The sequence below is a fragment of the Streptomyces sp. NPDC050674 genome (assembly GCF_040654575.1).
GTDB lineage: Bacteria > Actinomycetota > Actinomycetes > Streptomycetales > Streptomycetaceae > Streptomyces.
Window position 1 is genome coordinate 105128 of record NZ_JBFAIG010000012.1, and the last position, 26493, is coordinate 131620.

Genomic DNA, 26493 nt, shown 5'->3' on the forward strand with positions numbered 1-26493 from the left:
GTCAGACCGTGCCGAGGATGTCCACCGTGAAGACCAGGGTGTTCTTGGCCAGCTCACTGCTCGGGCTCGCGCCGTAGCCGAGCGAGGGCGGGATCACCAGCAGTACGCGGTCGCCCACGTGCTTGCCGACGAGGCCCTTGTCCCAGCCTGCCACCACGGAGCCGTTGCCGATCTGGAAGGCGGTGGCGCCGCCGTGGTCCCAGGAGGAGTCGAACTTCTTGCCGTCCTCCCACTTGACCCCGGTGTACTGGGCGATCAGGCCCTGGCCGGCCTCCACCTTCTTGCCGTCACCCTTGATCAGCACCTGCTCCTTGAGGTCCTTGGGAGCCTTCTCGCCCTTGGGGACGGTGATGACCGCGGCCTTCTGTGACGGGGACTTCACCTCGGGCATGCCCGGCTCGGAAGGCGCCTGCTCGCCCTTGGCCTCGGCCTTGGCGTCGACGCTCGCGGCACCGACCGGGTCGACCACCCAGATCAGCACGTCCTTCGCGGAGATCCCGGAGGAGGTGTTCAGGCTCTGGCCGATCAGGTCGCCCGCGGTGCCCTGCACCAGGATCCGGCTGCCGGGCTTCTTGCCCTTCACCGCGTCGAGGACCTTCTCGGGCAGCTGCTGGCTCGGCTTGCCGATCTGCTCGATGGACTGCCGCCGGGGAGCCTTGTCACCCGTCGATCCGGCGGCCCAGGTACCGCCGAGCTCCTGGTCGCCGCCCCACTTCTCGACGGTCCAGTCCAGGCGGACGAAGTCCGATCCCTTGATCGGGGTGCCGCTGCCCGCCGAGACCGTCTTGACCACGGTCTTGTCGGACGGCTTGCCGTCCTTGGGCACGGAGATCTCGGGCTTCGCCCCGACCTTCCCCTTGACCTCGGCGACGCCTCCCGCCGCGTCGCCGTTGTTCCCGTCGTCCGATCCGCACGCGGCGGTGAACAACAGGGCGGGAACGGCCAGCAGCGCGGCCACGCGTCGTTTCGTGTTGTAGTTCATCAGTCCAACTGGGATCGGTGGTGTGGGGGCAATGGGCGCCACTCTACGGCGTGCACGCTCCTCACCCGCCTCACCGCGCGACATGGCGCCCCCGAGCCGCTCCCGTACCTGCGCACAGGTAACGGAAAAGCCGGTGCCAGAAGGTCCGAAAACCTCCGGGCACCGGCTTCCCGTACCGGCCGGAACCGGCTACATTCCGGCGATCAGCTTCTCCACCCGGTCGTCCACCGAACGGAACGGGTCCTTGCACAGCACGGTCCGCTGCGCCTGGTCGTTGAGCTTGAGGTGCACCCAGTCGACCGTGAAGTCACGGCGCTGTTCCTGGGCCCGCCGGATGAAGTCGCCGCGCAGCCGGGCCCGAGTGGTCTGCGGCGGAACGGACTTGCCCTCGAAGATCTTCAAGTCGTTGCAGATACGGGCGGCCTGGCCCTTCTTCTCGAGCAGGTAGTACAGACCACGACGGCGGTGGATGTCGTGGTAGGCGAGGTCTATCTGCGCGACCCTCGGGTGCGACATGGTCATGTTGTGCTTGGCGCGGTACCGCTCGATGAGCTTGTACTTCATGACCCAGTCGATCTCGGTGCCGATGCGGTCGAGGTCCTCGGCCTCGATCGCGTCCAGCGTGCGGCCCCACAGCTCCAGGACCTGCTCGACGGTGCCGGTGCGGATGCCCCGGCGCTCGCAGAAGTCCAGGGCCTTCTCGTAGTACTCGCGCTGCACCTCCAGGGCGGAGGCCTCGCGGCCGCTGGCCAGGCGGACCTTGCGGCGGCCGGTGATGTCGTGGCTGACCTCGCGGATCGCCCGGATCGGGTTCTCCAGGGTGAGGTCCCGCATCACGGTGCCCGCCTCGATCATGCGCAGCACCAGGTCGGTGGCGCCGACCTTGAGCAGCATGGTCGTCTCGGACATGTTGGAGTCGCCCACGATGACGTGCAGGCGGCGGTAGCGCTCCGCGTCGGCGTGCGGCTCGTCGCGGGTGTTGATGATGGGCCGGGAGCGGGTCGTCGCCGAGGAGACGCCCTCCCAGATGTGCTCGGCCCGCTGGCTGACGCAGTACACGGCACCGCGCGGCGTCTGCAGCACCTTGCCGGCACCGCACAGCAGCTGCCGTGTGACCAGGAACGGAATGAGAATGTCCGCGAGCCGGGAGAACTCCCCGTGCCGGGCGACCAGATAGTTCTCGTGGCAGCCGTAGGAGTTGCCCGCCGAGTCGGTGTTGTTCTTGAAGAGGTAGACGTCGCCCGCGATTCCCTCCTCGTGCAGGCGTCGTTCGGCGTCCACCAGGAGTCCTTCGAGAATGCGCTCGCCTGCTTTGTCGTGGGTGACCAGTTCGGTCACGTTGTCGCATTCCGGTGTCGCGTATTCCGGATGCGATCCCACGTCGAGATAGAGGCGGGCGCCGTTTCGCAGAAAGACATTGCTGCTGCGGCCCCATGACACGACACGGCGGAAGAGGTACCGCGCCACCTCGTCAGGAGACAGGCGGCGCTGTCCCCTGAACGTGCACGTGACGCCGTACTCGTTCTCCAGCCCGAAAATGCGGCGGTCCATGAGGGAACATTACGCCCGATCCCCTGAACTGAAACGGGGTTCGACAGCACGGTTTGGATCATTTTCCGAACCGGCCGCGACAACCGCTCCCTGGCCGGGAGCTGCGACTACCCGTCCTGTGGCCGTCAAAACCAGCAGAGACACGCCACCGGCGACACCCGGTACGGCGAAGCCCCACACGGCACCGCCCACCTCCACGACGGGGCCCGCGACGCCCGTTCCGACCGAGTGGCCGACGGTGAACGTCGTCACCAGCCAGGAGAACGCCTCGGTGACCGTGCCGCGCGGGGCGTGCCGGTCGACCAGGACGAACGCGCAGGCGATGGCGGGCGCGAGGAACACGCCGGCGAGCGCGGTGAGCGCCACCATGGGCACGGCGTCCGGCGTGAGCGTCAGCGGCAGGTAACACACCACCAGAAGGGCCACCAGCACCCGCAGTCGCCGGGCGGGCTCACCGGACCACTGCCGGGCCCCGTAGACGGCACCGCCGACCAGCGCGCCGAATCCCAGGGCGGCCATCAGCCAGCCGTACACGGCGTCCCCGCCGTGGTCGTCCGCGTAGGGCACCGAGGCGACGGTGATGGACCCGAGGGCCATGCCGATGAACAGGAACGCCGCCAGCAGCGCGAGCAGCCCCGGCGAGCGCAGCGCACCGAGCCAGTGCGCCTCGCGCGGCGCCGACCGCCAGGCGCGGGAGGGCTGCGAGACCACCACGGACAGCGCGCCCAGCACGCCGACGACGTTCAGCACGAGCAGCGCGGCCTGTGCGGACCACAGGGACACGCACAGGGTCACGAGCAGCGGCCCGACGGTGAACATCACCTCCTGGGCCACGGCGTCCATGGCGTACGCCGTGTGCACCTGGTCCTCCCGCTTCAGCACGGAGGGCCACAGGGCCCGCAGCCCGCCCTCCAGCGGCGGCGTGAAGAGCCCGGCCCCGGCGACGGCGGCGTAGGCGAGCGGCAGCGATCCGATGCCGGAGAAGGCGAAGACCGCCATGGCGAGGGCGGAGAGGACGGCCGCCGGCAACTGCACACGCGGCTGTCCGCGCAGGTCCACGATCCTGCCCAGCACGGGCTGCCCGACGGCGTTGGCGACCCCGTAGACGGCCGCCAGGGCGCCCGCGAGGCTGTACGTACCGCCCTCCGCCCGGACGAACAACACGATCGCGATGGCGGCCGTGGCGTTGGGCAGACGGCCCACCAGCGTGCCGACGAGCAACCGGGCGGCGTGTCGCGCCCGAAGGATCTCCAGGTATCCCGTGGCCATGTTCCCGCCGTCCCCGCGCTAGGTTTTACGTATAACGTCGGCTTCCATACGTACCATGTCCGCTGTTCACGAGTCCAGACGAAAGAGCAGGCCGACGGTGGCACGAGGCAGCACCCGCCCCACGAGCCGGGACGTCGCCCAGGCCGCCGGCGTCTCCCAGGCGGCCGTCTCCCTGGTCCTCGGCGACAAATGGCGCGGCCGCGTCTCGGAGGCGACCGCGGAGCGCGTCCGCGAGGCCGCCCGGGACCTGGGCTACCGCCCGAACCTCGCCGCCCGCAACCTGCGCCTGGGCCGCACGCGCACGGTCCTCCTCGTCGTCCCGGCGCTCACCACCGAGTTCTTCGCGGGTGTCTACACGGGCGCGGCCCGCGTCGCGGCCGAGCACGGCTTCGGCGTGGTCCTCTACCCCTCCCCCGAGGGCATCGGCCCGGCCCGCGACCCCTTCGCCTCCGCGCAGTCCGCGCTGGACGGCGTCATCGCCTCCTCCATGGCCGCGGACGCCCTGAGCGCGATCCGCGGCGAGGCGCTGCCGCTGGTGATGCTGGACAGCGACCCGGCGGGCAGCCTCGGTGCGGCCACGGTGAACCTCGACATCGCCGACGGCGTGAGGCAGGCCGCGGAGCACCTGCTGTCCCTGGGCCACCGCCACTTCCTCCACCTGGCGGCGGACGTCCCTTCCTGGACCTTCGAGGTACGTGCCCGGGAGCTGACGGCCCGCCTGTCGGCTGTGCCGGGCACGTCGATGCGCACGGCCCGGGCCCCCATCTCCATCGAGGGCGCCCAGGCCGCGACGCAGGCAGCCCTCTCGGAGTCGGGCGTCCGCCCCACCGCCGTCATCTGTGATGACGACAAACTGGCCGCCGGGGCCTACAAGGCGGCCCGCCGCTTGGGGCTGCGCATCCCCGACGACCTGTCGGTCACGGGTCTGGACGATCTCGCGTTGGCCACGGCCATCGACCCGGAGCTGACGACGGTCCGCCTGGACGCGGAGCTGTTCGGCGAGCGGGGCATGCGGGCCCTCCTGGCCGTGCTGGAGGGCCACGAGCCCGAAAGCGGGGACATCCCGGTCCAGCTGGTCATTCGGGGCTCTACGGCACCGCCTCGCTAGCCGTGCCGGGCGTTGGGGCCGGTGCCGGGTGAGACCGCAGTCCGGCGCGGGCTGAGCGGACCCGCACACGGCAACGCGCCCCGGCCACGAACCACCGGCCGGAGCGCGTCACACCATGGCAGAACTACTCGGCGTCCTCCGACGCCTCCTCCGCCGCACCGCCGGAGGCACCCGCCTCGAGCAGCCGGGACAGCTGCCCCCCGCTGATCCGCTTGAACTTGCGCTTCTGCGGGCGCGTACGGTCCAGCACCGCCACCTCCAGCCGCTCCGCGGGGATCTCCCGCTCGCTGCCGTTGGTGTCGCGGGACAGCGCCTGGACCGCCAGCTTCAGCGCCTCCGCGAGCGTCATGCCCTCCCGGTGGCGCTGGTCCAGATAACTGCTGATCTGCTCGGCGTTGCCGCCCACCGCGACCGAGCCGTGCTCGTCCACGATGGAGCCGTCGTGCGGCAGCCGGTAGATCTGGTCGCCCTCGGGCGTCTCGCCGACCTCGGCGACGACCAGCTCCACCTCGTACGGCTTCTCGGCGGCGCTGGAGAAGATCGTGCCCAGCGTCTGCGCGTACACGTTCGCCAGGCCCCGGGCCGTCACATCGTCACGGTCGTAGGTGTAACCCCGCAGGTCGGCGTAGCGCACGCCGCCGATCCGCAGGTTCTCGTACTCGTTGTACTTGCCGGCGGCCGCGAAGCCGATCCGGTCGTAGATCTCGCTGAACTTGTGCAGCGCACGGGACGGGTTCTCGCCGACGAACACGATGCCGTCGGCGAACTGCAGCACGACGAGGCTGCGACCACGGGCGATGCCCTTGCGGGCGTACTCCGCCCGGTCGGCCATGGCCTGCTGGGGTGAGACATAGAACGGCGTCGACACCGGTTATCCGTCCCTCTCTTGAAGATTCCGTCGGTTCACTGGACCACCCTCCGAAGAAAACCGCCGCTCACAGCAGCGCGGCCCGCGGCCCGTCGGGCTGCTCCAGCCGCCGCTCCAGGATCGAGCGCGCGATCTCGGACGCCTCGCTGTCGGTGAGCCGGCGGAAGCCGTCGTCGGTGATCACGGTGACGATGGGATAGATCCGGCGGGCGACATCGGGACCACCGGTGGCCGAGTCGTCGTCTGCCGCGTCGTAGAGCGCCTGGACCACGAGCGTGGTGGCCTCGGCCTCGCTGAGGTCGTTGCGGAAGAGCTTCTTCATCGCGCCGCGCGCGAAGATCGAGCCGGAGCCCGTCGCCGCGTAGTTCTGCTCCTCGGAGCGGCCGCCGGTGACGTCGTACGAGAAGATGCGGCCCTTGCCGCGGTCCACGTCGTACCCGGCGAACAGCGGCACCACGGCCAGGCCCTGCATGGCCATGCCGAGGTTGGAGCGGATCATCGTCGACAGGCGGTTGGCCTTGCCCTCCAGGGACAGCTGCGCGCCCTCGACCTTCTCGAAGTGCTCCAGCTCCAGCTGGAACAGCTTCACCATCTCGACGGCCAGGCCCGCCGTGCCGGCGATGCCCACCGCCGAGTACTCGTCGGCCGGGAAGACCTTCTCGATGTCCCGCTGCGCGATGACGTTGCCCATGGTCGCCCGCCGGTCACCGGCGAGGACCACACCGCCGGGGAACGTCACGGCGACGATCGTGGTGCCGTGCGGTGCCTCGATCACGCCTTGGGTGGGAGGCAGTTGCCGGTTGCCGGGCAGCATCTCCGGCTGGTGCTCGGAGAGGAAGTCCATGAAGGAGGAGGACCCTGGCGTCAGGAAGGCAGCTGGTAGACGCCCGGTGCTACGAGTGTTGGCTTCCACGCGATTCCTTCCACGTATGCGACAGCCCGCCCTGTGACGTCGGGCCGATCCTTGGAACAACCCCGGCCCGTTCACGGCCGGGGGCTCGGTATGCCTCGGACCCTACCCGTCCTTCGGCGGTGATCCACATGCCCTGCGGGACCAACTGCGCCCAAGCTGCGCCGCACTTGCCCGCCGGGCGGGGACGCCACCGAAGCCCGGAGCGCCGCGCGCGAGGGCACCCTTTCAGGTGCTGCCCCGCGCGCAGCGCTCCGCATTCCGGCTCGTCCGTCGCCCGCGCACCTCGTTCACCTTCAAAAGGAAGGCTCAGGCGCCTTACTGACCACCCTTTTGAACGAAGGACCGCACGAAGTCCTCTGCGTTCTCCTCGAGTACGTCGTCGATCTCGTCCAGAACCGAGTCGACGTCGTCGCTCAGCTTCTCCTGACGCTCCTTGAGGTCCTCGGAGCCCTGCGTCTCCGCAGCCTGCTCCTCGACCTCCTCGGTGGACCGGGTGGCCTTCTGCTGTCCGCCGCCGGTGTCCTTGGTCGCCATATCCCTCACCCCGCTCGGTTCGCCCGACACAGTTGCTCGGTCAAGATCAGACCCTACTCGCCGGGTCTGACAACGGCCCCGTAGTTGCTGCAACGTACGGGGACCACCTCGATGATTCCCGGACCAGGGCTTTTCCACCCTGCCCGGACGGTTCCCGACGAGTACCCGCTCCGCGCGGTCACCCGCCCGAAAGCACCCTGACCAGGTCTTCCGCGGTGCGGCAGCGGTCCAGGAGCTCCTTGACGTGATTACGCGTTCCGCGAAGCGGTTCCAGGGTTGGGACGCGCTGGAGCGAGTCCCGGCCCGGCAGGTCGAAAATCACCGAGTCCCAGGAGGCCGCCGCCACGTCGTCCGCGTACTGCTCGAGGCAGCGGCCGCGGAAGTACGCCCGGGTGTCCTCAGGCGGCACCGTACGGGCCCGCTCCACGTCCGCGTCCGTGAGCAGCCGCTTCATGCGTCCACGGGCCACGAGACGGTTGTACAGGCCCTTCTCGGGCCGCACGTCGGCGTACTGGAGGTCGACCAGGTGCAGCCGGGCCGCGTCCCAGTCGAGGCTGTCCCGGCGCCGGTAGCCCTCCATGAGCTCCCGTTTGGCGACCCAGTCCAGCTCGCCGGCCAGGCTCATCGGGTCGTGCTCCAGACGGGTGAGGGTGTCCTCCCAGCGGGACAGGACGTCCTTGGTCTGCTCGTCGGCGTCGGCGCCGAACCGCTCCTCCACGTATTTGCGCGCCAGCTCGTAGTACTCCATCTGGAGCTGGACAGCCGTGAGCGTCCGGCCGCTGCGGAGCGTGACCAGGCGCTTCAGGGACGGGTCGTGCGACACCTGGTGGAGGGTGCGCACCGGCTGGTCGACGGCCAGGTCGACGGCGATGAACCCGTCCTCGATCATCGACAGCACCAGCGCGGTCGTGCCCAGTTTGAGATAGGTCGAGATCTCCGACAGGTTCGCGTCGCCGATGATCACATGCAGACGGCGGTGCTTCTCGGCGTCCGCGTGCGGCTCGTCGCGGGTGTTGATGATCGGGCGCTTGAGCGTCGTCTCCAGGCCGACCTCGACCTCGAAGTAGTCGGCCCGCTGACTGAGCTGGAAGCCGTGTTCGTGCCCGTCCTGGCCGATGCCGACGCGGCCCGCTCCGGCGAAGACCTGACGGGAGACGAAGAACGGCGTCAGGTGGCGCACGATGTCCGAGAAGGGGGTCTCCCGCTTCATCAGGTAGTTCTCGTGCGTGCCGTAGGACGCGCCCTTGTTGTCGGTGTTGTTCTTGTACAGGTGGATCGGCTGCGCACCGGGCAGCTGGGCGGCCCGTTCCGCGGCTTCGGCCATGATCCGCTCGCCGGCCTTGTCCCAGAGGACGGCGTCCCGGGGATTGGTCACCTCGGGCGAGCTGTACTCGGGGTGCGCGTGGTCGACGTAGAGCCGTGCACCGTTGGTGAGGATCACGTTGGCCAGGCCGATGTCCTCATCGGTGAGCTGGCTGGAGTCGGCGGCCTCGCGGGCGAGGTCGAAGCCTCGCGCGTCCCGCAGCGGATTCTCCTCCTCGAAGTCCCAGCGGGCCCGGCGGGCCCGGTGCATCGCCGCCGCGTAGGCGTTCACGATCTGGGACGAGGTGAGCATGGCATTGGCGTTGGGGTGGCCGGGGACGGAGATCCCGTACTCCGTCTCGATGCCCATTACTCGCCGTACGGTCATGCGGCCCTCCTTGCCCGGCGGCGCCCTCGGTCGTGGGCGCCGCTCAGATACCGCTGGCGCTCGGTTGCGTGTGCGGTGCCCGTCCCCGCACTGCGCGACTCGGCGGTACGCAAGAGCCTAGAACGCCTTTGCGCTGGTGGGGAGATCATTTGCGTCATTGCGTGCTCCAGCCGTGGCCCGAAAAACAGTCGGCTGCGGGTACCCGCCGAGGGCACCCGCAGCCGCCCTGTCTTTTACAGGTACTGACCGGTGTTCGCCACCGTGTCGATGGAGCGTCCGGTGTCGGTGCCCTGCTTTCCGGTGATGAGCGTACGGATGTACACGATCCGCTCGCCCTTCTTTCCGGAGATCCTGGCCCAGTCGTCCGGGTTGGTGGTGTTCGGCAGGTCCTCGTTCTCCTTGAACTCGTCCACGCAGGCCTGGAGGAGGTGGGAGACGCGGAGGCCCTTCTGGTTCTTCTCGAGGAAGTCCTTGATCGCCATCTTCTTGGCGCGGCCGACGATGTTCTCGATCATGGCGCCGGAGTTGAAGTCCTTGAAGTAGAGGACTTCCTTGTCACCGTTGGCGTAGGTGACCTCGAGGAAGCGGTTCTCCTCGGACTCGGCGTACATGTGTTCCACGGCCGTCTGGATCATGCTCTGGACCGTGGAGGCCTTGGAGCCGCTGTGCTCGGCGAGGTCGTCGCCGTGCAGCGGGAGGCGCTCCGTGAGGTACTTGCCGAAGATGTCCTTGGCCGCCTCGGCGTCCGGACGCTCGATCTTGATCTTCACGTCGAGCCGGCCGGGCCGCAGGATGGCGGGGTCGATCATGTCCTCACGGTTGGAGGCACCGATCACGACCACGTTCTGCAGGCCCTCGACACCGTCGATCTCGGCGAGCAGCTGCGGGACGATGGTGTTCTCCACGTCCGAGCTGACACCGGAGCCACGGGTGCGGAAGAGGGACTCCATCTCGTCGAAGAAGACGATGACGGGGGTGCCCTCGCTGGCCTTCTCACGGGCCCGCTGGAAGACGAGGCGGATCTGCCGCTCCGTCTCACCGACGTACTTGTTCAGGAGCTCGGGGCCCTTGATGTTGAGGAAGAAGCTCTTGCCGGCGGCCTGGCCGGTCACCTCGGCGACCTTCTTGGCCAGCGAGTTGGCCACGGCCTTGGCGATGAGCGTCTTGCCGCATCCGGGGGGCCCGTACAGCAGGACGCCCTTCGGCGGCCGCAGTTCGTGCTCCTTGAACAGGTCCGGGTAGAGGTACGGCAGCTCGACCGCGTCGCGGATGGCCTCGATCTGGCCGCCGAGACCGCCGATCTGCTCGTAGCCGATGTCGGGGACCTCTTCGAGGACGAGCTCCTCGACCTCGCTCTTCGGCACGACCTCGTAGACGTAACCGGAGCGGGGTTCGAGCAGGAGGGCGTCGCCGGGGCGGATGGTGACGTCCAGCAGCGGCTCGGCGAGCCGTACCACCCGCTCCTCGTCGGTGTGCCCGAGCACGAGGGCCCGCTCGCCGTCCTCGAGGATCTCCTTGAGGGTGACGATGTCACCGACGCGCTCGTACTCCATGGCCTCGACCACGTTGAGCGCTTCGTTGAGCATTACTTCCTGGCCGCGCCGGAGCTCTTCGAGCTCGACGCTGGGGCTGACGTTCACCCTGAGCTTGCGGCCGCCGGTGAAGATGTCGGCGGTGCCGTCCTCGTTGGCCGTCAGGAACACACCGAAGCCGGCCGGCGGCTGCGCGAGCCGGTCGACTTCCTCCTTGAGGGCCACGATCTGGTCGCGGGCCTCACGCAGTGTGTTGGCGAGTCGCTCGTTCTGCGCGGACACGCCGGCCAGATTGGTCTGCAGCTCGACGATCCGCTCTTCGAGAATCCTCGTGTGTCGCGGAGAGTCGGCGAGCTTGCGTCGCAGGACGGCGATCTCCTGCTCAAGATAGGCGATCTGCCCGGCCGGGTCGTCGGACCCGCTTCCCGGGCGGATGCCGCGGTTCATGTCGTCGTCGTGGGCTGCCACGGTCCTCACCTCCTCCAAGGGGAGCTGGACGCTTCCAGACCCTACCTGGGCGGGTGTCGATTGAAACCCCTAGATCACAAAGACGATCGGGGTGTGTCCGATCTTCACCCTTGCGCTCTCCCTCACGCCAGGGGAATACCCAGCGAACATGATTGGAACCCAGCCGGAGGTAGGGTCGAACTGTTCAACACCCGCCGGAGCTGGCCGGATTCCCGACACGGCTCGGCGGAGAAACGGCAGGAGAGATGAGCGTGCAGCAGGTGGCCGGGGCCGACGGCGAGGAGCTGGAGGTCTGGATCGACCAGGACCTGTGTACCGGCGACGGCATCTGCGCCCAGTACGCGCCCGAGGTGTTCGAGCTGGACATCGACGGTCTGGCCTATGTGAAGAGCTCCGACGACGAGTTGCTCCAGGACAAGGGTGCGACGACGCCCGTTCCGCTGCCGCTGCTCACGGACGTGATCGACTCCGCGAAGGAGTGTCCGGGCGAGTGCATCCACGTACGTCGGGTTTCGGACAGGGCCGAAGTCTTCGGACCGGACGCAGAGTGACCACTTCTCCACGTTCCGTTACTGCTGTCTGATATCTCACACGCGGCGGCTCAGGCGCCTCACACGCTGCGGGCGCCGGCCGGGGTCGAGCGGACGAACGAGCCGTTCTGCCAACGCCATTTCACGTCGCTCTTCTCGTCGGGGCAGCAACGCGGCACGTCGGCCGACGAGTAGCCGAGGAGCGTGGCCGTGACGGCTCCTGCCCGTACGGCGAAGTCGGTCACGGTGCTGCCGTCCTCGGGATCGAGCAGGGTGGCCACGATCCGCGGCCTGCCGCCGTCGGCGTCGCGCGTGAGGACGTAGACGCCGTCCGGCGGGGTCCCCATCGGGGAGTCGCAGTGGACCACGGCCACCGTCTCGGGCCGGCCGTCGCCGTCGAGGTCCCCGAAGGCCCGCTTCTTCACCACGGTCTTCACCGTGCCGCAGTCGACCGGGTACGTGACCGCGCCCGGGTCGGGCGGAGTGAGGGGCGCCGGGGCGCTCTTGGTCTCGGGGGCGGCGGGCGAAGCCGCGGTCGCCGCTCCGGGCTGAAGGACCGAGGAGAAGGCCACGACCCCGGCGACGGCCGTCGCGGTGGCGAGCCAGTGGATGGGGCGGGCGTGGGTGTGGGCGAGCTCCGGGACGGCGGAAGACTGCACTAGGAGGGTCTCCTGAGGCTGTGCCGGTGGGGTGGCCAGCATGGTGCCACACGTCACACCGCGAGGGAACGGCGGGGTGTGCATGTCCGCTGCCGGGGAAGGGAGAAGGGTTACGGTTCCTGCCGCGGTGTCAGCGTCCCCGTGCGCGTCCGGCCCCCGCTGCGGCGCGACGGGCCCGTCACGGCCCGCGCGGCAGGTCAACGGCGTCCCGCGAGGGTTCACCCGGGGCGGCAACGGAAAGGCGCCGTCGCGCAGTTCGGAACGGATCCGGGAACTGCGCCACGGCGCCTGTGCGTTGGGCGCGGTGGACGGGCCGGCTCAGCGGGCGGCGCCGCCGTCGGCGTTGGGGCCGGAGTAGTCCTCGCCGTACGCTCCCTTGGCGGGGCGGCGGCGGCGCATGGGCGGCTCTACGCCGTCGGCGAGGCGGCGGGCGGTGAGCAGGAAGCCGGTGTGGCCGATCATCCGGTGGTCCGGGCGGACCGCCAGACCCTCGATGTGCCAGTTGCGGATCATCGACTCCCAGGCGCTCGGCTCGTTGAAGCAGCCGATCTCGCGGATGGACTCCACGGTCCGGGCGAGCTGCGTGGTGGTCGCCACGTAGCAGCACAGGATGCCGCCGGGCACGAGCGCCTTGGAGACGGCCTCCAGGCACTCCCAGGGGGCGAGCATGTCGAGGATGACGCGGTCGACGTCGGCGTCGGACAGGTTGTCCTGGAGGTCGCCGACGGTGAGCTGCCAGGCGGGGTGCGGGCCGCCGAAGTAGCGCTCCACGTTCGCCTGGGCGATCTCGGCGAAGTCGGCGCGGCGCTCGTAGCTGTGCAGCATGCCCTGGTCGCCGATGGCCCGCAGCAGGAAGCTGCTGAGCGAGCCGGAGCCGACGCCCGCTTCCACGACGCGCGCGCCGGGGAAGATGTCGGCGAAGGCCAGGATCTGCCCCGCGTCCTTGGGGTAGACCACGGCGGCGCCGCGGGGCATGGACAGGACGTAGTCGGGGAGCAGGGGGCGCAGCGCGAGGTAGGCGACGTTTCCGGTGGTGCGGACAACGCTGCCCTCGGGAGCACCGATCAGTTCGTCGTGCGGGAAGGAACCCTTGTGGGTGTGGAAGTTCTTCCCGGCCTCGAGCGTGAACGTGTAGTGGCGGCCCTTGGGGTCGGTCAGCTGAACCTGGTCCCCGACCTTGAAGGGCCCGCGCCTGCGGGCGGCACCGGTCGGTTCGGACATGTGACCAGCCTACCGGCCCCGGAGAGGGCCACCGACCACCAGGACCTTCCTAGGACGGCCTCGCCATCGCCTTGACGAAGGCGCGCTCCACGTCGGCCGCCGACAGGACGCCGTAGATCTCGCCGGTCTCCTCCACCACCAGGTACTCGGTGGCGGGGGTGGCGCGCAGGGCGTCCAGGAGTTCCTCGCCGGACAGCTCCGCCGAGACGCGCATGCCGTCGGTGAGGTCCTGGGCGAGGCCGCTGACGGCGACCCAGGGGCGGCGGTGCTCGGGCACGCCGGCGATGGCGGCCTCGCGGACCAGGGAGAGGGGCCGGCCGTCGGCGTCGACGACGACCAGGGCGCGCGCTCCGGCGGCGTTGGCGCGGCGCAGGGCCTCCGAGAGCGGGGTGTCGGACTCGACGGGGACCGCGCGGCGGGTGAGCGCCCGGGCGCGCAGCTCGGGGAGGTGCTCGCGCAGACGGGCCATGCGCAGGCTGTTGCCGGCGCCGGTCCAGATGATCGCGGCGAGGATGGCGGCGAGCAGGGCGTCCAGGACGGTGTCCATGCCGACGTTGTCGACGGCGTCGGTGCCGAAGGCACCGGACTGGGTCAGCAGGGGCAGGCCGATCAGCACGCAGACGGCGAGGGCGCGGCCGACCCATGCGGCGGCGACGGTGCCGGTCATCGGCTTGCCGGTGAGCTTCCACACGACGGCGCGCAGCATCCGGCCGCCGTCGAGGGGCAGGCCGGGCAGGAGGTTGAACGCCGCCACGATGAGGTTGGAGATCATCAGGCCCGCGAGCAGGACGCCGGGGACGGTGCCGGGCTCCACGGCCTGCATCGCGGCGTAGAAGGCGCCGGAGAGGACGAGGGAGAGCAGGGGCCCGACGAAGGCCAGCATGAACTCCCGGCCGGGGGTCTCGGCCTCCTTCTCGATCTCGGAGACGCCGCCGAAGAACTGGAGCTGGATGCGGCGGACCGGGAGCTTGAAGCGGAGGGCGGCGACGGTGTGGGCCAGTTCGTGGACCAGCACGGAGGCGTAGAAGGCCACGGCGAAGAACAGGGAGACCAGGTAGCGGGCGGCCCCGAGCTCGGGCAGCACGCGCTCCAGCTGGCCGCCGAACACCCAGGTGATCAGCGCGGCGACCAGGAACCAGCTCGGCGCCACGTACACGGGCACGCCGAAGGGCCGTCCCATGAGCAGCCCGCCCCTGGGCTCCGGCCGCTGGGGAGCGGGGCCCTTGCCGTCGGCGGAGCGGGCGGGCGCGGGTGCGGCGGGGCCGGGCTGGTGGTGAGGCTGGTTCGCCTCGGGCCGCTCGGCGGCGGGGGCCGGGTGGGGGTCTCCAGCGTAGGCGCGGTCGGGGTGCGCGTCGCCCTCCGGCGGAGGGCCGTCCTCGTGCTCGGGGCGGATGGGTGCCGGGTGTTCGTCAGGGGCGGGGGCGGGGGCGGTGTGCGGGCCGGTGGGCACGCCGCGCTCGCCGGGCGTGTCAGGGGAAGGGTCCGGCGAGGGCTGCCCAGGGACTACGTCCGGCTCCGGCGACCGCACGCCGGGCGCCTCGGCGGCCTCGGGCGGCGAGGGGCGCACGGGGGAAGCGTCCGACGGCTGCCGGACAGGAGCCTCGCCGGATACGGAGGTGCGGTCGTCACGCACGGGGGCGGCGGGCTCGGTCGGCACGCCGCGCTCGCCGGGCGCGTCAGGGGCAGCGTCCGACGGCTGCCGGTCCGACGGCTCGCCGGTGGCGGAGGTCGGGGGCTCGGCGTGCGCGTCACGCGCGGAAGCCGGGCGCGGGCCGGCGGGCTCGGTCGGCACGGCAGGGGCTGATTCCGCGGCGTCAGCCGTCGGGGTGGCTCGCTTTGGGGTGAAGCGCCGTTCGTCCGTGGGCTGTTCGTCGGCGGGGGTCGGGTCGGCGGCCCGGGCCGGGGTCCCCGTGTGACGCTCGGCCGACTCGTCGTTGCCGGACCGCGGCCGCCCGCGCCCGCCGCTCTCGTCCACCGGTGTCCCCTCGATCGAAGCGTCTCCCGCGCCTGCCGGACGGGAGGGTCTCGAGTCGATGGTATGCGTCCGTCGAGGCGCGTTTCGCCCCGGCACCCCCGGTGTTTCCCGTACCTCCCCTCCTCTCACGGCTTCTGCCCTCGCGCACGCAGACCGCGGCTGGGTCACTGTCAGTGGCGGGCCGTATGGTCTGGGGCATGGAGACGAGCACCGAGGACGCGGCGCAGCCCGGCGGCGACCCGGCCGCGGCGGTGGACCCGCCGGCAGCGGCCGGGTCCGCCGCGACAGCAGTGGAGACGACCGCACCGACCGCGCCCACCGCCATACCGCCCGCCTCGCTGTCCCCTTCGCGTGCCAGTGACTTCATGCAGTGCCCGCTGCTCTACCGCTTCAGGGTCATCGACCGGCTGCCGGAGAAGCCGAGCGAGGCGGCGACCCGCGGCACGCTGGTGCACGCGGTCCTGGAGCGGCTGTTCGACGCCCCGGCCGCCGAGCGCACGGCGCCGCGGGCGAAGTCGCTGATCCCCGGCCAGTGGGACCGGCTGCGCGAGACGCGGCCGGAGGTCGTGGAGCTGTTCGCCGACGATCCGGAGGGTGAGCGGCTGGCCCGGTGGCTGGGCGAGGCCGAGCAGCTGGTCGAGCGCTGGTTCACCCTGGAGGACCCGAGCCGGCTGGAGCCGGCCGAGCGGGAGCTGTTCGTCGAGACCGAGCTGGAGTCGGGGCTGCGGCTGCGCGGCATCATCGACCGGGTCGACGTGGCCCCCACGGGCGAGGTGCGGATCGTCGACTACAAGACGGGCAAGGCGCCCCGGCCGGAGTACTCCGAGGGCGCGCTGTTCCAGATGAAGTTCTACGCCCTGGTGGTGTGGCGGCTGAAGAACGTCGTCCCCCGGCGGCTCCAGCTGGTCTACCTGGGCAGCGGCCAGGTGCTGACGTACGACCCGGTCCTGGCCGACCTGGAGCGGGTCGAGCGCAAGCTGCTGGCGCTGTGGGAGGCGATCCGGCATGCCACGGAGACGGGTGACTGGCGGCCGCGCCCCACGAAGCTGTGCGGCTGGTGCGACCACCAGGCCCACTGCCCCGAGTTCGGCGGTACTCCCCCGCCGTACCCCCTGCCGGTGCGTGCGGCGGAGCTGCCGGTGCAGTCGGCGCCGGGCGAGGGCGGCTGAGTCCGGCGGGCCCGCGCAGGGCAGAATGGGGCCGGACTAGCGAAGGAGACTCACGTGGCCATCCGCGTCCTACTGGTCGACGACCAACCCCTGCTGCGAACCGGCTTCCGGATGATTCTGGAGGCGGAGCAGGACCTCGCGGTCGTCGGGGAGGCCGGTGACGGACTGCAGGCACTCGACCAGGTGCGTGCGCTGCAACCCGATGTGGTTTTGATGGACATCCGCATGCCGCGGATGGACGGTGTGGAAGCGACCCGGCAGATCACCGGGCCCGGGCGGGACGGCCCGGCGAAGGTCCTGGTGCTGACCACCTTCGACCTGGACGAGTACGTGGTGGAGGCGCTGCGCGCGGGCGCCAGCGGGTTCCTGCTGAAGGACGCGCCCGCCAACGAGCTGGTGCAGGCCATCCGGGTCGTGGCCGCGGGTGAGGCGATGCTCGCGCCGAGCATCACGCGCCGGCTGCTCGACAAGTACGCCACGCATCTGCCGTCGGGCGACGAGCCGGTGCCGGACACGCTGCACACGCTCACCGACCGCGAGGTCGAGGTGCTGAAGCTGGTGGCCCGAGGGCTGTCCAACGCGGAGATCGCCGCCGACCTGTTCGTCAGCGAGACGACCGTGAAGACGCATGTCGGGCACGTGCTGACCAAGCTGGGTCTGCGCGACCGGGTGCAGGCGGCGGTGTACGCCTACGAGAGCGGGCTGGTGCGCCCCGGCGCGCAGTAGCGCCCGGCACGGCAGATACGCGCGAGGGCGCCCCCCGCCGAGCGGGAGGCGCCCTTCTGCACACCTGTGCGGGTGTCAGGCGTCCTTGCTGAGCTCCCAGAAGCGGAACACCGTCGACGCGTCGAGGCAGTACTCCAGGCCGTAGACGCCGTCGCGGACGACCGCGTACTGCTTGGCCTGCCACACCGGCAGGACGGGGAGTTCGTCGGCGACGATGTCCTGCAGCTCCCCGAACTCCTTGTCCGTGCCGGCCCGGTTGGTCAGGGCGGCGGTGCGCGGGATGAGCGAACCGGTGATCGTGCCGTTGTCGTAGTTGTTGCTCAGCACGTTGCCCTTGCCGAAGAACGGGGCCGTGAAGTTGTCGGCGTCCGGGTAGTCCGGCACCCAGCCCTTCACGTAGACGCCGTACTTGCCGGCGGCGATGTCCTTCTCGTACTGGCCGAAGGGGACCGACTTGACGCTCGCGTCGAACAGGCCGCTGGCGTTGAGCTGGCCGGCGATGGCGTTCAGCTCCTGGTCGGTGGCGGGTCCGTAGCGGGACGGGGTGGACCAGAGCGTCAGCTTGACCTTGCCGGTGATGCCGTCCTTGCGCAGCGCGGCCTGGGCCTTGGACCGGGACGGGCGGGCGCCGTAGGTGTCGAAGAACGCCGTGTTGTGGCCCGCGATGCCGGCCGGGATGATCGAGTACAGCGGGGTGGCGGTGCCCTGGTAGACGTCCTTGATGAGGGCGTCGCGGTCGAGCAGGTGGGCGATGGCCTTGCGGACGCCGAGCTTTCCGGCGACCGGGTCGTCCATGTTGAACACCAGGTGCTGGACCTCGGCGCTGCTGCCCTCGACGACCTCGACGCCGGTGCCGTCGTCGGCCTTCTCGGTGTCCGCGATGTCGCCGGCGGTCAGACCGCGGTAGGCGATGTCGACGTCGCCGTTCTGGATGGCCTGCTTCAGGGCCGTCTGGTCGCCGTCGAAGAACTTGAGCGTCACGCCGGTGTTGTTCACCTCGGCGGTGCCCTTGTAGTTCTCGTTGACGGAGAAGACCGCCTGCTCGTCGTCGAACGAGTCGAGCTGGTAGGGGCCGGAGCCGACCGCCTCGCCGTCCTTGCGCAGGCCGTCCGCGTCGTACTGGGTGTGGTCGACGATGGAGCCGGCACCGGAGGCGATCTTGCTCGGGAAGGTGGCGTCCGCGGTGTTGAGGCGGAAGACGACCGTCTTGTCGTCCGGCGCCTCGACCTTCTCCAGCATGGGGAACATGATCGCGGGCCCGTCGGGGTCGTTGATCTTCAGCATGCGGTCGAAGGAGAACTTGACGTCCTTCGAGGTGAGCTCGTCACCGTTGCTGAACTTGAGGCCGTCCTTCAGCGTGCACGTGTAGACCGTGGTCTGCGTGTCGGTGAAGGCGCAGCTCTCGGCGGCTTCCGGCTGCGGTTCCGTGGCGCCCTTGGGGAAGCTCAGCAGGGACTGGAAGACGTTGTTGAACAACAGCCAGGAGCCGGGGTCGTAGCCGGAGGCCGGGTCCGTGGCCAGGACGTCGTCGGACATCCCCACCACCACGTTGGAGCCGTCCCCCGCGGCGTCTCCACTCTCCGTGCCACAGCCGGTCAGCAGTCCGGAGGCGAGGCCCGCCACGATGGGCAGGACCGGCCACTGGTTGCGTATCTTCACGTGTGTGCCTTGTCGTCGGTTCTCGAGAACACCCGGAGCGTGTCCCTGGCTCCGGGGCACGGTTCCCCGGGGCCTCGGTCAGGGGCCCCGGGGAACCAGCGGGTCCGTCAGCCGCTCACGCCCCGCCCGAGCTCCCACAGCTGGAGCGTCGAGGCGGAGTTGAGCGCGTACGCGGTGCCCGTGATGTCGTCGCGCGCGGCGACGTACTGCTTGCCCTGCCAGAGCGGCAGCACCGGCACGTCGGCCGCGACGAGGTCCTGAATGTCCGTCAGGGAGGTGGAGGCGGACAGCCGGTCGGCCTCCCGGCGGGATTCCGGGATCAGGGTGTCGCGGATCCGCCGGTTCTCGTACGGCGAGCCGAGGGTGTTGTCCGCGTCGAGGAACGGCGCGAGGAAGTTGTCGGCGTCCGGGAAGTCCGGGAACCAGCCCATGCCGTAGACGTCGTACTCGCCCTTCTTCTCGGCCGGGCGGAACGTGTTCCACGGGGTGCCCTTGATGCCGACCTCGAACAGGCCGCTGGAGTTCAGCTGGTCGCTCAGGACCTCGAACTCCTTCTTGGTGGCCGGGCCGTAGTGGTCGGTCGTGTAGTGCAGCGTCAGCTTCACCGGGGTGGTGATGTTCGCCTGGTTGAGCAGGGCACGGGCCTTGCTGACGTTCGGCTCGCCGTACTTGTTGAAGAACGAGTTGGAGTGGCCGGTGACGCTGGCCGGGACCAGCGAGTACAGCGGCTCGGCCTGGGAGCCGTAGACCTTCGAGACGAGCGCGCTGCGGTTGACGACCTGGGCCATCGCTTGGCGCACGGCCTTGGACTTCACCGTCGGGGCGTCGGTGTTGAAGCCCAGGTAGCGGATCTCCAGGCCGGGCATCTCGACGAGGTCGATGTCGGTGTCCGCGTCAGCCGAGAGCTTGCGGATCTGATCCGGCGACATGGCACGGGTCATCAGGTCGATGTCGCCCTTGTGGAGCGCCTCGCCCATGGCGTCGGCGTCCTTGAACGAGACCATGTCGACCTTGTCGTTGTTCACCTCGAGGGTCCCCTGGTAATCGGGGTTCTTGGTGAACTCGGCCTTGACGAGTTCGCCGTTCTCGACGTCGGCCTTGAGGGTGTACGGGCCGGAGCCGTCCAGCTCGAAGCCGTCGCGCAGCTTGTTCTTCGGGTAGTCGTCGGGGTCGACGATGCCGGCGACGGGGGTCGACAGCTTGTACGGGAAGGTCGCGTCGGCGGTCTTGAGGTGGAAGATGACCTCGCGGTCGCCCTGCGTCTCGACGGTGTCGATGGTGGACAGCAGCGCGAACACGCCGCTGTCGGCCTTGAGGGAGCGGGCGCGGTCGATGGAGTACTTCACGTCGGCCGCGGTCACGGCGTCGCCGTTGGCGAACTTCAGGCCGTCGCGCAGGGTGCAGGCGTAGCGCTCGTTGCCGGTGTCGGTGAAGCCGCAGCGCTCCGCGGCCTCCGGTACCGGCTCGCCCTCGCCGCGCGGCTGGATCATCAGGGTCTGCACGGTCTGGCGCAGGATGTTCCAGGTGCCGACGTCGTAGGCGTACGCCGGGTCGAGGGGCGCGGGGGCGTCCTTCGAGGCGGTGAACCGGTCCGTGGTGCCGACGACGATCGCGTCGCTGTCGCCGCTCCCGCTGTCGGACCCGCCGCAGGCGGCGAGCACCGGCGCGAGCAGGCCGATCACGGCCGGCAGCACCAAAGTCTTGCGGTTCATGCTCGAGTTTCTCCAGAGCTGTCGACTCCGTGTACCCGGCATGCAGGGGTGGCGCAGCGGATCACGGGGATGGGGCGATGTTCTCGCGACGAGATTAGTCGGGGCCGGCAGGAGGGTTCGCAGCCACCGGAGTTGAGCACCCATCACGCTGCGGAACCGGGTGCGGACACACCGAAAGCCCGCCAGCGGAAGCTTTGGTGCAGCGTCCCATCAATCGGGACACAAGGGCACGCCCACGGCCCCCCACGGGGGGTGCGCAGCACACGCGGGATCCCCTGTCGAGCCCGGCCCGCGTGGGGAACGTCACACGCCTGAACGGGTTCGGGGGTATGGGAATTCGCTCATCCGGAGGGGCTCGAATTGCCTTCGGAATTGCCGCGTTAACGCCGCTGCACGCTGGGTGAACGCCTAGCGCATTTCCGTCATCAGATCGTGCAGAAATGCCAGGTCGACCTCTTCCAGGGAGGTCACGACCGTACGGCGCAGGGCCGGGGCGATGGGGGCCACGGAGGGCACGGCCACCACCTGGCAGCCCGCGGCCTCGGCGGCGGCGACTCCGGTGGCGGTGTCCTCGATGACGGCGCAGCGGGCCGGCTCGGCGCCGAGTCCGGCGGCGGCTGCCAGGTACGGGTCGGGGTGGGGCTTGGTGCGGGGCACCTCGTCGCCGGCCACGGTGAGGCTGAAGTGGTGGGCGCCCAGGGTATCCAGCACCCGGTCGATGATGCGCCGGTGCGAGGCGGAGACGAGGGCCGTGGGGATCTCGTACTCGTACAGCTCGGCCAGCAGACGCCCGGCGCCCGGCATCAGCGGCAGGGCGCGGCCGATGCGGGCCTCGAACCCGTCGTTCAGGAGCACGGTGAGGTCGTCGAGGGTGATGTCGGCGCCGGTGGCCTCGATCAGGAAGCCCGCGCTGCGGGTCATGGGGCCGCCGACCACGACATGGCGCCAGGACTCGTCGAGCGTGTGACCGAGGGAGGCGAAGACCTCCCGCTCGACGTCCCACCAGAAGCCCTCGGTGTCCACCAGGGTGCCGTCCATGTCGAGGAGCACGGCTTGCAGGGCCGACCCCTCGGCGGACCGGGTACCGAGTGCGGGGACCGTACTGGTCATCCACCTACCTCCTTGAAGGGACGATCAGGCCGGCTCCCACAAAGGGAGCCGGCCTGCAGTGGACCGACCAGTCTACGTCGTGCGCGACCGAAACGCTCGTTCAGCCCGTGCGGCCCGGCGAGGCGGGGTCAGCGGGCGTTGAAGTACTTCGCCTCCGGGTGGTGGATCACGATGGCGTCCGTGGACTGCTCCGGGTGCAGCTGGAACTCCTCGGACAGGTGGACGCCGATGCGCTCCGGCTGGAGCAGGTCGGCGATCTTGGCGCGGTCCTCCAGGTTCGGGCAGGCGCCGTAGCCGAGGGAGAAGCGGGCGCCGCGGTACTTCAGCTCGAACATGCCCTGCATCTCGTCCGGGTCCTCGCCGGCGTAGCCGAGTTCGGAACGCACGCGGGCGTGCCAGTACTCGGCGAGCGCCTCGGCGAGCTGCACGGACAGGCCGTGCAGTTCGAGGTAGTCGCGGTAGGCGTTGGCCTCGAACAGCCGGGCGGTCTCCTCGCCGATGCGCGAGCCGACCGTGACGACCTGGAGGCCGACGACGTCGGTCTCGCCGGACTCCTCCGGGCGGAAGAAGTCGGCCAGGCACAGGCGCCGGCCGCGGCGCTGGCGCGGGAAGGTGAAGCGGGTGCGCTCGTTGCCCTGCTCGTCCAGGATGATCAGGTCGTCGTCCTTGGAGACGCACGGGAAGTAGCCGTAGACCACGGCCGCCTCCAGCAGGTTCTCCGTCTGGAGCCGGTCCAGCAGGCCGCGCAGCCGGGGCCTGCCCTCACTCTCGACGAGCTCCTCGTAGGAGGGGCCGTCGCCGGTGCGGGCCTGCTTCAGACCCCACTGGCCCTTGAACAGGGCGCCCTCGTCGAGCCAGCTCGCGTACTCCTTGAGCTGGATGCCCTTGATCACCCGGGTGCCCTGGAAGGGGGCGCGCGGGACGGGGTTGTCGGTGGCGACGTCGGAGCGGACGTGGCCTTCCTCGGGCCGCTCCTCGACCTCGACGGCGGCGGCCCGCACCCGGCGCTGCCTGAGTTCGGGCAGCTTCGCGCCGGGCACACCCCGCTTGACGCCGACGAGGGCGTCCATCAGGCGCAGGCCCTCGAAGGCGTCACGGGCGTAGCGGACCTCGCCCTGGTAGATCTCGTGCAGGTCCTGCTCGACGTAGGCGCGGGTGAGGGCGGCGCCGCCGAGGATGACCGGGTACTTCGCCGCCAGGTCGCGCTGGTTGAGCTCCTCCAGGTTCTCCTTCATGATCACCGTGGACTTGACCAGGAGCCCGGACATGCCGATCACGTCGGCCTTGTGCTCCTCGGCGGCCTCGAGGATCGCGGAGACCGGCTGCTTGATGCCGAGGTTGACGACGTTGTAGCCGTTGTTGGTCAGGATGATGTCGACGAGGTTCTTGCCGATGTCGTGCACGTCACCGCGGACGGTGGCCAGCACGATCGTGCCCTTGCCGGCCTCGTCGCCCTCGACCTTCTCCATGTGCGGTTCGAGGTGGGCGACGGCCGTCTTCATGACCTCGGCGGACTGCAGGACGAACGGCAGCTGCATCTGGCCGGAGCCGAACAGTTCACCGACGACCTTCATGCCGTCCAGCAGGGTCTCGTTGACGATGTCCAGCGCGGGCCGCTCCTGGAGCGCCTCGTCGAGGTCGGCTTCGAGGCCGTTCTTCTCGCCGTCGATGATGCGCCGCTTCAGCCGCTCGTCCAGCGGCAGGGCGGCGAGCTCCTCGGCCTTGCCGGCCTTGAGGGACTTGGCGGTGGCGCCCTCGAACAGCTGCATGAGCTTCTGCAGCGGGTCGTAGCCCTCGGCGCGCCGGTCGTGGATGAGGTCCAGGGCGGTGCGGACCTCCTCCTCGCTGAAGCGGGCGATCGGCAGGATCTTGCTGGCGTGCACGATGGCCGAGTCCAGCCCCGCCTTGACGCACTCGTCGAGGAAGACGGAGTTCAGCAGGATGCGGGCGGCCGGATTGAGACCGAAGGAGATGTTGGACAGGCCGAGCGTGGTCTGCACCCTCGGGTGGCGCCGCTTGAGCTCGCGGATGCCCTCGATGGTGGCGATGCCGTCCCCCCGGGACTCCTCCTGGCCGGTGCAGATGGTGAAGGTCAGACAGTCCACGAGGATGTCCTCCTCGTGGATGCCCCAGTTGCCGGTCAGGTCCTCGATCAGCCGTTCGGCGATCTCGACCTTCTTCTCGGCGGTGCGGGCCTGGCCCTCCTCGTCGATGGTCAGCGCGATCAGCGCGGCGCCGTGCTCCTTGGCGAGCGCCGTGACCTTGGCGAAGCGGGAGTCGGGGCCGTCGCCGTCCTCGTAGTTCACCGAGTTGATCACCGCACGGCCGCCGAGCTTCTCCAGGCCGGCCCGGATGACGTCGACCTCGGTGGAGTCCAGCACGATCGGCAGCGTGGAGGCGGTGGCGAAACGGCCGGCCAGTTCCTCCATGTCGGCCACGCCGTCCCGGCCGACGTAGTCCACGCACAGGTCGAGCATGTGCGCGCCCTCGCGGATCTGGTCGCGGGCCATCTCCACGCAGTCGTCCCAGCGGCCCTCCAGCATGGCCTCGCGGAACTTCTTGGAGCCGTTGGCGTTGGTGCGCTCGCCGATCGCCAGGTAGGAGGTGTCCTGCCGGAAGGGGACCGACTGGTACAGGGACGCCGCGCCCGGCTCGGGCTGCGGGCTGCGCTCGGTCGGGGCGACGTCCCGGACCCGCTCGACCAGCTGTCGCAGGTGCTCGGGGGTGGTGCCGCAGCAGCCGCCCACGAGGGAGAGGCCGTAGTCGCGGACGAAGTTCTGCTGCGCGTCGGCCAGGCCCTCGGGGTCGAGCGGGAAGTGCGCGCCGTCCTTGGTGAGGATGGGCAGGCCGGCGTTCGGCATGCACAGCAGGGGGATGCGCGAATGGCGCGTGAGGTAGCGCAGGTGCTCGCTCATCTCGGCCGGGCCGGTGGAGCAGTTCAGGCCGATCATGTCGATGCCGAGCGGCTCCAGCGCGGTGAGCGCCGCGCCGATCTCGGAGCCCAGCAGCATGGTGCCGGTGGTCTCGAAGGCCATCGAGACCAGCAGGGGCACGTCGGCGCCGGTGGCCTCCATGGCGCGGCGGGCGCCGAGGACGGACGCCTTGGTCTGGAGGAGGTCCTGGGTCGTCTCCACGAGCAGCGCGTCCGCGCCGCCCGCGAGCAGGCCCTCGGCGTTGGCCTGGTAGCCGTCGCGGATCACGGCGTAGCCGACGTGGCCGAGCGTGGGCAGCTTGGTGCCGGGGCCGATCGAGCCGAGCACCCAGCGCGGCCGGCCGTCCCGGGCGGCGTACTCGTCGGCCACCTCGCGGGCGATCCGGGCACCCGCCTCGGACAGCTCGTGCACCCGGTCGGAGATCTCGTACTCGGCGGCGGCGGTGTGGTTGGCACCGAACGTGTTGGTCTCCACGCAGTCCACGCCCACAGCGAAGTAGGCGTCGTGGACGGAGCGGACGATGTCCGGCCGCGTCAGGTTGAGGATCTCGTTGCAGCCCTCGAGATTCTCGAAGTCCTCGAGCGTGGGGTCCTGCGCCTGGAGCATGGTGCCCATGGCTCCGTCGGCCACGACCACACGGGTGGCCAGGGCGTCTCGGAGCGCGGACACGCGGGTCCGGCTGTCGGTGGAAGGGGTCGGCGGCAACGAGGCCATGTGAAGGGCTCCCTCAGGTGCGACGGCTGTCGGCTTTGCGGCTTCCCGGACGGCCGGAGGGCTTCCGGGGAAGGGCGCACCGCGCCAGCGTAACCGGGAGTCGGCTTGGATGGGCAGCACGTCCACGGGGCGGACTCCGGCGGCGCCCAGGACCCCGCCCGGCGCCGCCGTGCGCCCCCGGTGACGTAACAAGTGGCGACCTGCCATTAGCGGGAGGTCGACATGGACCGGTAGTGTTCGGCATTGCCGAACGAGGGCTCTGGTGCCGCTTGTCGGCGGTCGAAGGGGACGGAGGCAGTACGGCGATGGCACGGAACATCCAGTCGCTCGAACGGGCGGCCGCGATGCTGCGGCTGCTGGCGGGCGGCGAGCGGCGGCTCGGCCTGTCGGACATCGCCTCGTCGCTGGGCCTGGCCAAGGGCACCGCCCACGGCATCCTGCGCACCCTCCAGCAGGAGGGGTTCGTGGAGCAGGACGACGCCTCCGGGCGCTACCAGCTGGGCGCGGAGCTGCTGCGCCTGGGCACCACCTACCTCGATGTGCACGAGCTGCGGGCGCGCGCCCTGGTGTGGACCGACGACCTGGCCCGCTCCAGCGGCGAGAGCGTCTACCTCGGCGTCCTGCACCAGCAGGGCGTGCTGATCGTGCACCACGTCTTCCGGCCCGACGACAGCCGGCAGGTCCTGGAGATCGGGGCCATGCAGCCGCTGCACTCCACGGCCCTGGGCAAGGTGCTGTCCGCCTACGACCCGGTGGCGCACAGCGAGGCCCTGGAGGCGGACCGCAAGGCGTTCACCGACCGGACCGTGTGCGAGCCGGAGGGCTTCGAGCACATCCTCGACGTCACGCGCGCGCGGGGCTACGCGGCGGACGTGGAGGAGACCTGGGAAGGCGTGGCCTCCCTCGCCGCCCCCATCCACGACCGGCGGCGCATGCCGGTCGGCGCGGTCGGCATCACCGGCGCCGTGGAGCGGCTGTGCCGGCCCGACGAGGAGGGCGCGCTGCGGCCCGAGCTGATCGCGGCGGTGCGGGACTGCGCCCGCGCGGTCTCGCGGGACCTGGGCGCCGGGCGGTTCTGAGGACCCGACGAGCGGACCGGGACGTCGTACGGCGTTCCGGCCCTCGGCATGTCCGCGTCCACCTGCGGAGAAGATCTTCGAACACGCGGCG

General features: G+C 70.3%; 20 protein-coding genes. 5 read left to right on the top strand and 15 right to left on the bottom strand.

The features are described from left to right. Window position 1: 1 nt before the first annotated feature. The 3 genes from AB0I06_RS20995 to AB0I06_RS21005 all read right to left on the bottom strand — a co-directional run bounded on the left by AB0I06_RS20995 (window position 2) and on the right by AB0I06_RS21005 (window position 3802). On the bottom strand, window positions 2-982 hold the full coding sequence (locus AB0I06_RS20995; protein ID WP_363120323.1) for an FKBP-type peptidyl-prolyl cis-trans isomerase: 981 nt from the start codon (window positions 980-982) through the stop codon (window positions 2-4). A gap of 189 nt (window positions 983-1171) precedes the next feature. Further along, window positions 1172-2533, bottom strand: coding sequence for a Pup--protein ligase (pafA, locus tag AB0I06_RS21000; RefSeq protein WP_031106199.1), 1362 nt, complete (start codon window positions 2531-2533; stop codon window positions 1172-1174). 9 nt (window positions 2534-2542) lie between these two features. Further along, entirely contained in the window at window positions 2543-3802 is a 1260-nt protein-coding gene (locus tag AB0I06_RS21005; protein ID WP_363120324.1) for an MFS transporter, read from the bottom strand. A 97-nt stretch (window positions 3803-3899) separates the two neighbouring features. On the opposite strand from AB0I06_RS21005, the gene AB0I06_RS21010 reads away from it, so the two are divergent. Then, window positions 3900-4910, top strand: a complete 1011-nt coding sequence (locus AB0I06_RS21010) for a LacI family DNA-binding transcriptional regulator (protein ID WP_363120325.1) — start codon at window positions 3900-3902, stop codon at window positions 4908-4910. 124 nt (window positions 4911-5034) lie between these two features. Here the strand turns inward: AB0I06_RS21010 and prcA are convergent, their stop codons facing one another. From prcA to arc, 5 genes are all read right to left on the bottom strand, one after another. Beyond that, window positions 5035-5778 (bottom strand): proteasome subunit alpha, encoded by a 744-nt coding sequence (gene prcA, locus AB0I06_RS21015; protein ID WP_363120326.1) that lies wholly within the window; start codon window positions 5776-5778, stop codon window positions 5035-5037. A 67-nt stretch (window positions 5779-5845) separates the two neighbouring features. After that, window positions 5846-6691 (bottom strand): proteasome subunit beta, encoded by an 846-nt coding sequence (gene prcB, locus AB0I06_RS21020; protein WP_363120327.1) that lies wholly within the window; start codon window positions 6689-6691, stop codon window positions 5846-5848. A 315-nt stretch (window positions 6692-7006) separates the two neighbouring features. Then, the gene (locus AB0I06_RS21025; RefSeq protein ID WP_057579613.1) at window positions 7007-7225 is read right to left on the bottom strand and encodes a ubiquitin-like protein Pup; all 219 of its coding nucleotides are present in this window, start codon (window positions 7223-7225) and stop codon (window positions 7007-7009) included. 178 nt (window positions 7226-7403) lie between these two features. Further along, window positions 7404-8915 (bottom strand): depupylase/deamidase Dop, encoded by a 1512-nt coding sequence (gene dop / locus AB0I06_RS21030; protein ID WP_363120328.1) that lies wholly within the window; start codon window positions 8913-8915, stop codon window positions 7404-7406. Between the two features lie 233 nt (window positions 8916-9148). Beyond that, the gene (arc, locus tag AB0I06_RS21035; protein WP_363120329.1) at window positions 9149-10915 is read right to left on the bottom strand and encodes a proteasome ATPase; all 1767 of its coding nucleotides are present in this window, start codon (window positions 10913-10915) and stop codon (window positions 9149-9151) included. Between the two features lie 245 nt (window positions 10916-11160). Here arc and AB0I06_RS21040 point away from each other — a divergent pair, with 245 nt between their 5' ends. Continuing rightward, complete coding sequence (locus AB0I06_RS21040; protein WP_363120330.1) at window positions 11161-11466, top strand: ferredoxin; 306 nt, start codon at window positions 11161-11163, stop codon at window positions 11464-11466. A gap of 59 nt (window positions 11467-11525) precedes the next feature. Here the strand turns inward: AB0I06_RS21040 and AB0I06_RS21045 are convergent, their stop codons facing one another. From AB0I06_RS21045 to AB0I06_RS21055, 3 genes are all read right to left on the bottom strand, one after another. Continuing rightward, window positions 11526-12104, bottom strand: a complete 579-nt coding sequence (locus tag AB0I06_RS21045; RefSeq protein WP_363120331.1) for a hypothetical protein — start codon at window positions 12102-12104, stop codon at window positions 11526-11528. A 318-nt stretch (window positions 12105-12422) separates the two neighbouring features. Beyond that, a complete protein-coding gene (locus AB0I06_RS21050; protein ID WP_363120332.1) occupies window positions 12423-13325 on the bottom strand; it encodes a tRNA (adenine-N1)-methyltransferase in 903 nt (300 codons plus the stop codon). 49 nt (window positions 13326-13374) lie between these two features. Next, on the bottom strand, window positions 13375-15300 hold the full coding sequence (locus AB0I06_RS21055; protein WP_363120333.1) for a site-2 protease family protein: 1926 nt from the start codon (window positions 15298-15300) through the stop codon (window positions 13375-13377). Window positions 15301-15497: 197 nt separating this feature from the next. Between AB0I06_RS21055 and AB0I06_RS21060 the strand changes: the two genes are divergently transcribed. Both AB0I06_RS21060 and AB0I06_RS21065 read left to right on the top strand, forming a co-directional pair. After that, window positions 15498-16469: a RecB family exonuclease gene (locus tag AB0I06_RS21060; protein WP_363120334.1), complete on the top strand. Its 972-nt coding sequence runs from the start codon at window positions 15498-15500 to the stop codon at window positions 16467-16469. 54 nt (window positions 16470-16523) lie between these two features. Then, window positions 16524-17195: a response regulator transcription factor gene (locus AB0I06_RS21065; RefSeq protein ID WP_030606450.1), complete on the top strand. Its 672-nt coding sequence runs from the start codon at window positions 16524-16526 to the stop codon at window positions 17193-17195. 75 nt (window positions 17196-17270) lie between these two features. On the opposite strand, the gene AB0I06_RS21070 is transcribed toward AB0I06_RS21065, so the two are convergent. The 4 genes from AB0I06_RS21070 to metH form a co-directional block, all read right to left on the bottom strand. After that, a complete protein-coding gene (locus tag AB0I06_RS21070) occupies window positions 17271-18854 on the bottom strand; it encodes an ABC transporter substrate-binding protein (protein WP_363120335.1) in 1584 nt (527 codons plus the stop codon). Window positions 18855-18961: 107 nt separating this feature from the next. Beyond that, window positions 18962-20566 carry an ABC transporter substrate-binding protein gene (locus AB0I06_RS21075; protein ID WP_363120336.1) on the bottom strand — a complete coding sequence of 535 codons (1605 nt, stop codon included), beginning with the start codon at window positions 20564-20566 and terminating at the stop codon, window positions 18962-18964. Between the two features lie 408 nt (window positions 20567-20974). Next, a complete protein-coding gene (locus AB0I06_RS21080) occupies window positions 20975-21676 on the bottom strand; it encodes an HAD family phosphatase (protein WP_363120337.1) in 702 nt (233 codons plus the stop codon). Between the two features lie 128 nt (window positions 21677-21804). Further along, complete coding sequence (gene metH, locus AB0I06_RS21085) at window positions 21805-25323, bottom strand: methionine synthase (protein ID WP_363120338.1); 3519 nt, start codon at window positions 25321-25323, stop codon at window positions 21805-21807. 305 nt (window positions 25324-25628) lie between these two features. Here metH and AB0I06_RS21090 point away from each other — a divergent pair, with 305 nt between their 5' ends. After that, entirely contained in the window at window positions 25629-26402 is a 774-nt protein-coding gene (locus AB0I06_RS21090) for an IclR family transcriptional regulator (RefSeq protein WP_363120339.1), read from the top strand. The last annotated feature ends 91 nt before the right edge of the window (window positions 26403-26493 follow it).

Excerpts from the sequence above, each read along its gene's own strand:
- AB0I06_RS21050 (WP_363120332.1), bottom strand. The coding sequence starts at position 13,325 with ATGTCCGAACCGACCGGTGCCGCCCGCAGGCGCGGGCCCTTCAAGGTC.
- AB0I06_RS21025 (WP_057579613.1), bottom strand. The coding sequence starts at position 7,225 with ATGGCGACCAAGGACACCGGCGGCGGACAGCAGAAGGCCACCCGGTCC.
- AB0I06_RS21060 (WP_363120334.1), top strand. The coding sequence starts at position 15,498 with ATGGAGACGAGCACCGAGGACGCGGCGCAGCCCGGCGGCGACCCGGCC.
- AB0I06_RS21005 (WP_363120324.1), bottom strand. The coding sequence starts at position 3,802 with ATGGCCACGGGATACCTGGAGATCCTTCGGGCGCGACACGCCGCCCGG.
- metH (WP_363120338.1), bottom strand. The coding sequence starts at position 25,323 with ATGGCCTCGTTGCCGCCGACCCCTTCCACCGACAGCCGGACCCGCGTG.
- pafA (WP_031106199.1), bottom strand. The coding sequence starts at position 2,533 with ATGGACCGCCGCATTTTCGGGCTGGAGAACGAGTACGGCGTCACGTGC.
- AB0I06_RS21075 (WP_363120336.1), bottom strand. The coding sequence starts at position 20,566 with ATGAACCGCAAGACTTTGGTGCTGCCGGCCGTGATCGGCCTGCTCGCG.
- AB0I06_RS21080 (WP_363120337.1), bottom strand. The coding sequence starts at position 21,676 with ATGACCAGTACGGTCCCCGCACTCGGTACCCGGTCCGCCGAGGGGTCG.
- AB0I06_RS21040 (WP_363120330.1), top strand. The coding sequence starts at position 11,161 with ATGAGCGTGCAGCAGGTGGCCGGGGCCGACGGCGAGGAGCTGGAGGTC.
- dop (WP_363120328.1), bottom strand. The coding sequence starts at position 8,915 with ATGACCGTACGGCGAGTAATGGGCATCGAGACGGAGTACGGGATCTCC.
- AB0I06_RS20995 (WP_363120323.1), bottom strand. The coding sequence starts at position 982 with ATGAACTACAACACGAAACGACGCGTGGCCGCGCTGCTGGCCGTTCCC.
- AB0I06_RS21090 (WP_363120339.1), top strand. The coding sequence starts at position 25,629 with ATGGCACGGAACATCCAGTCGCTCGAACGGGCGGCCGCGATGCTGCGG.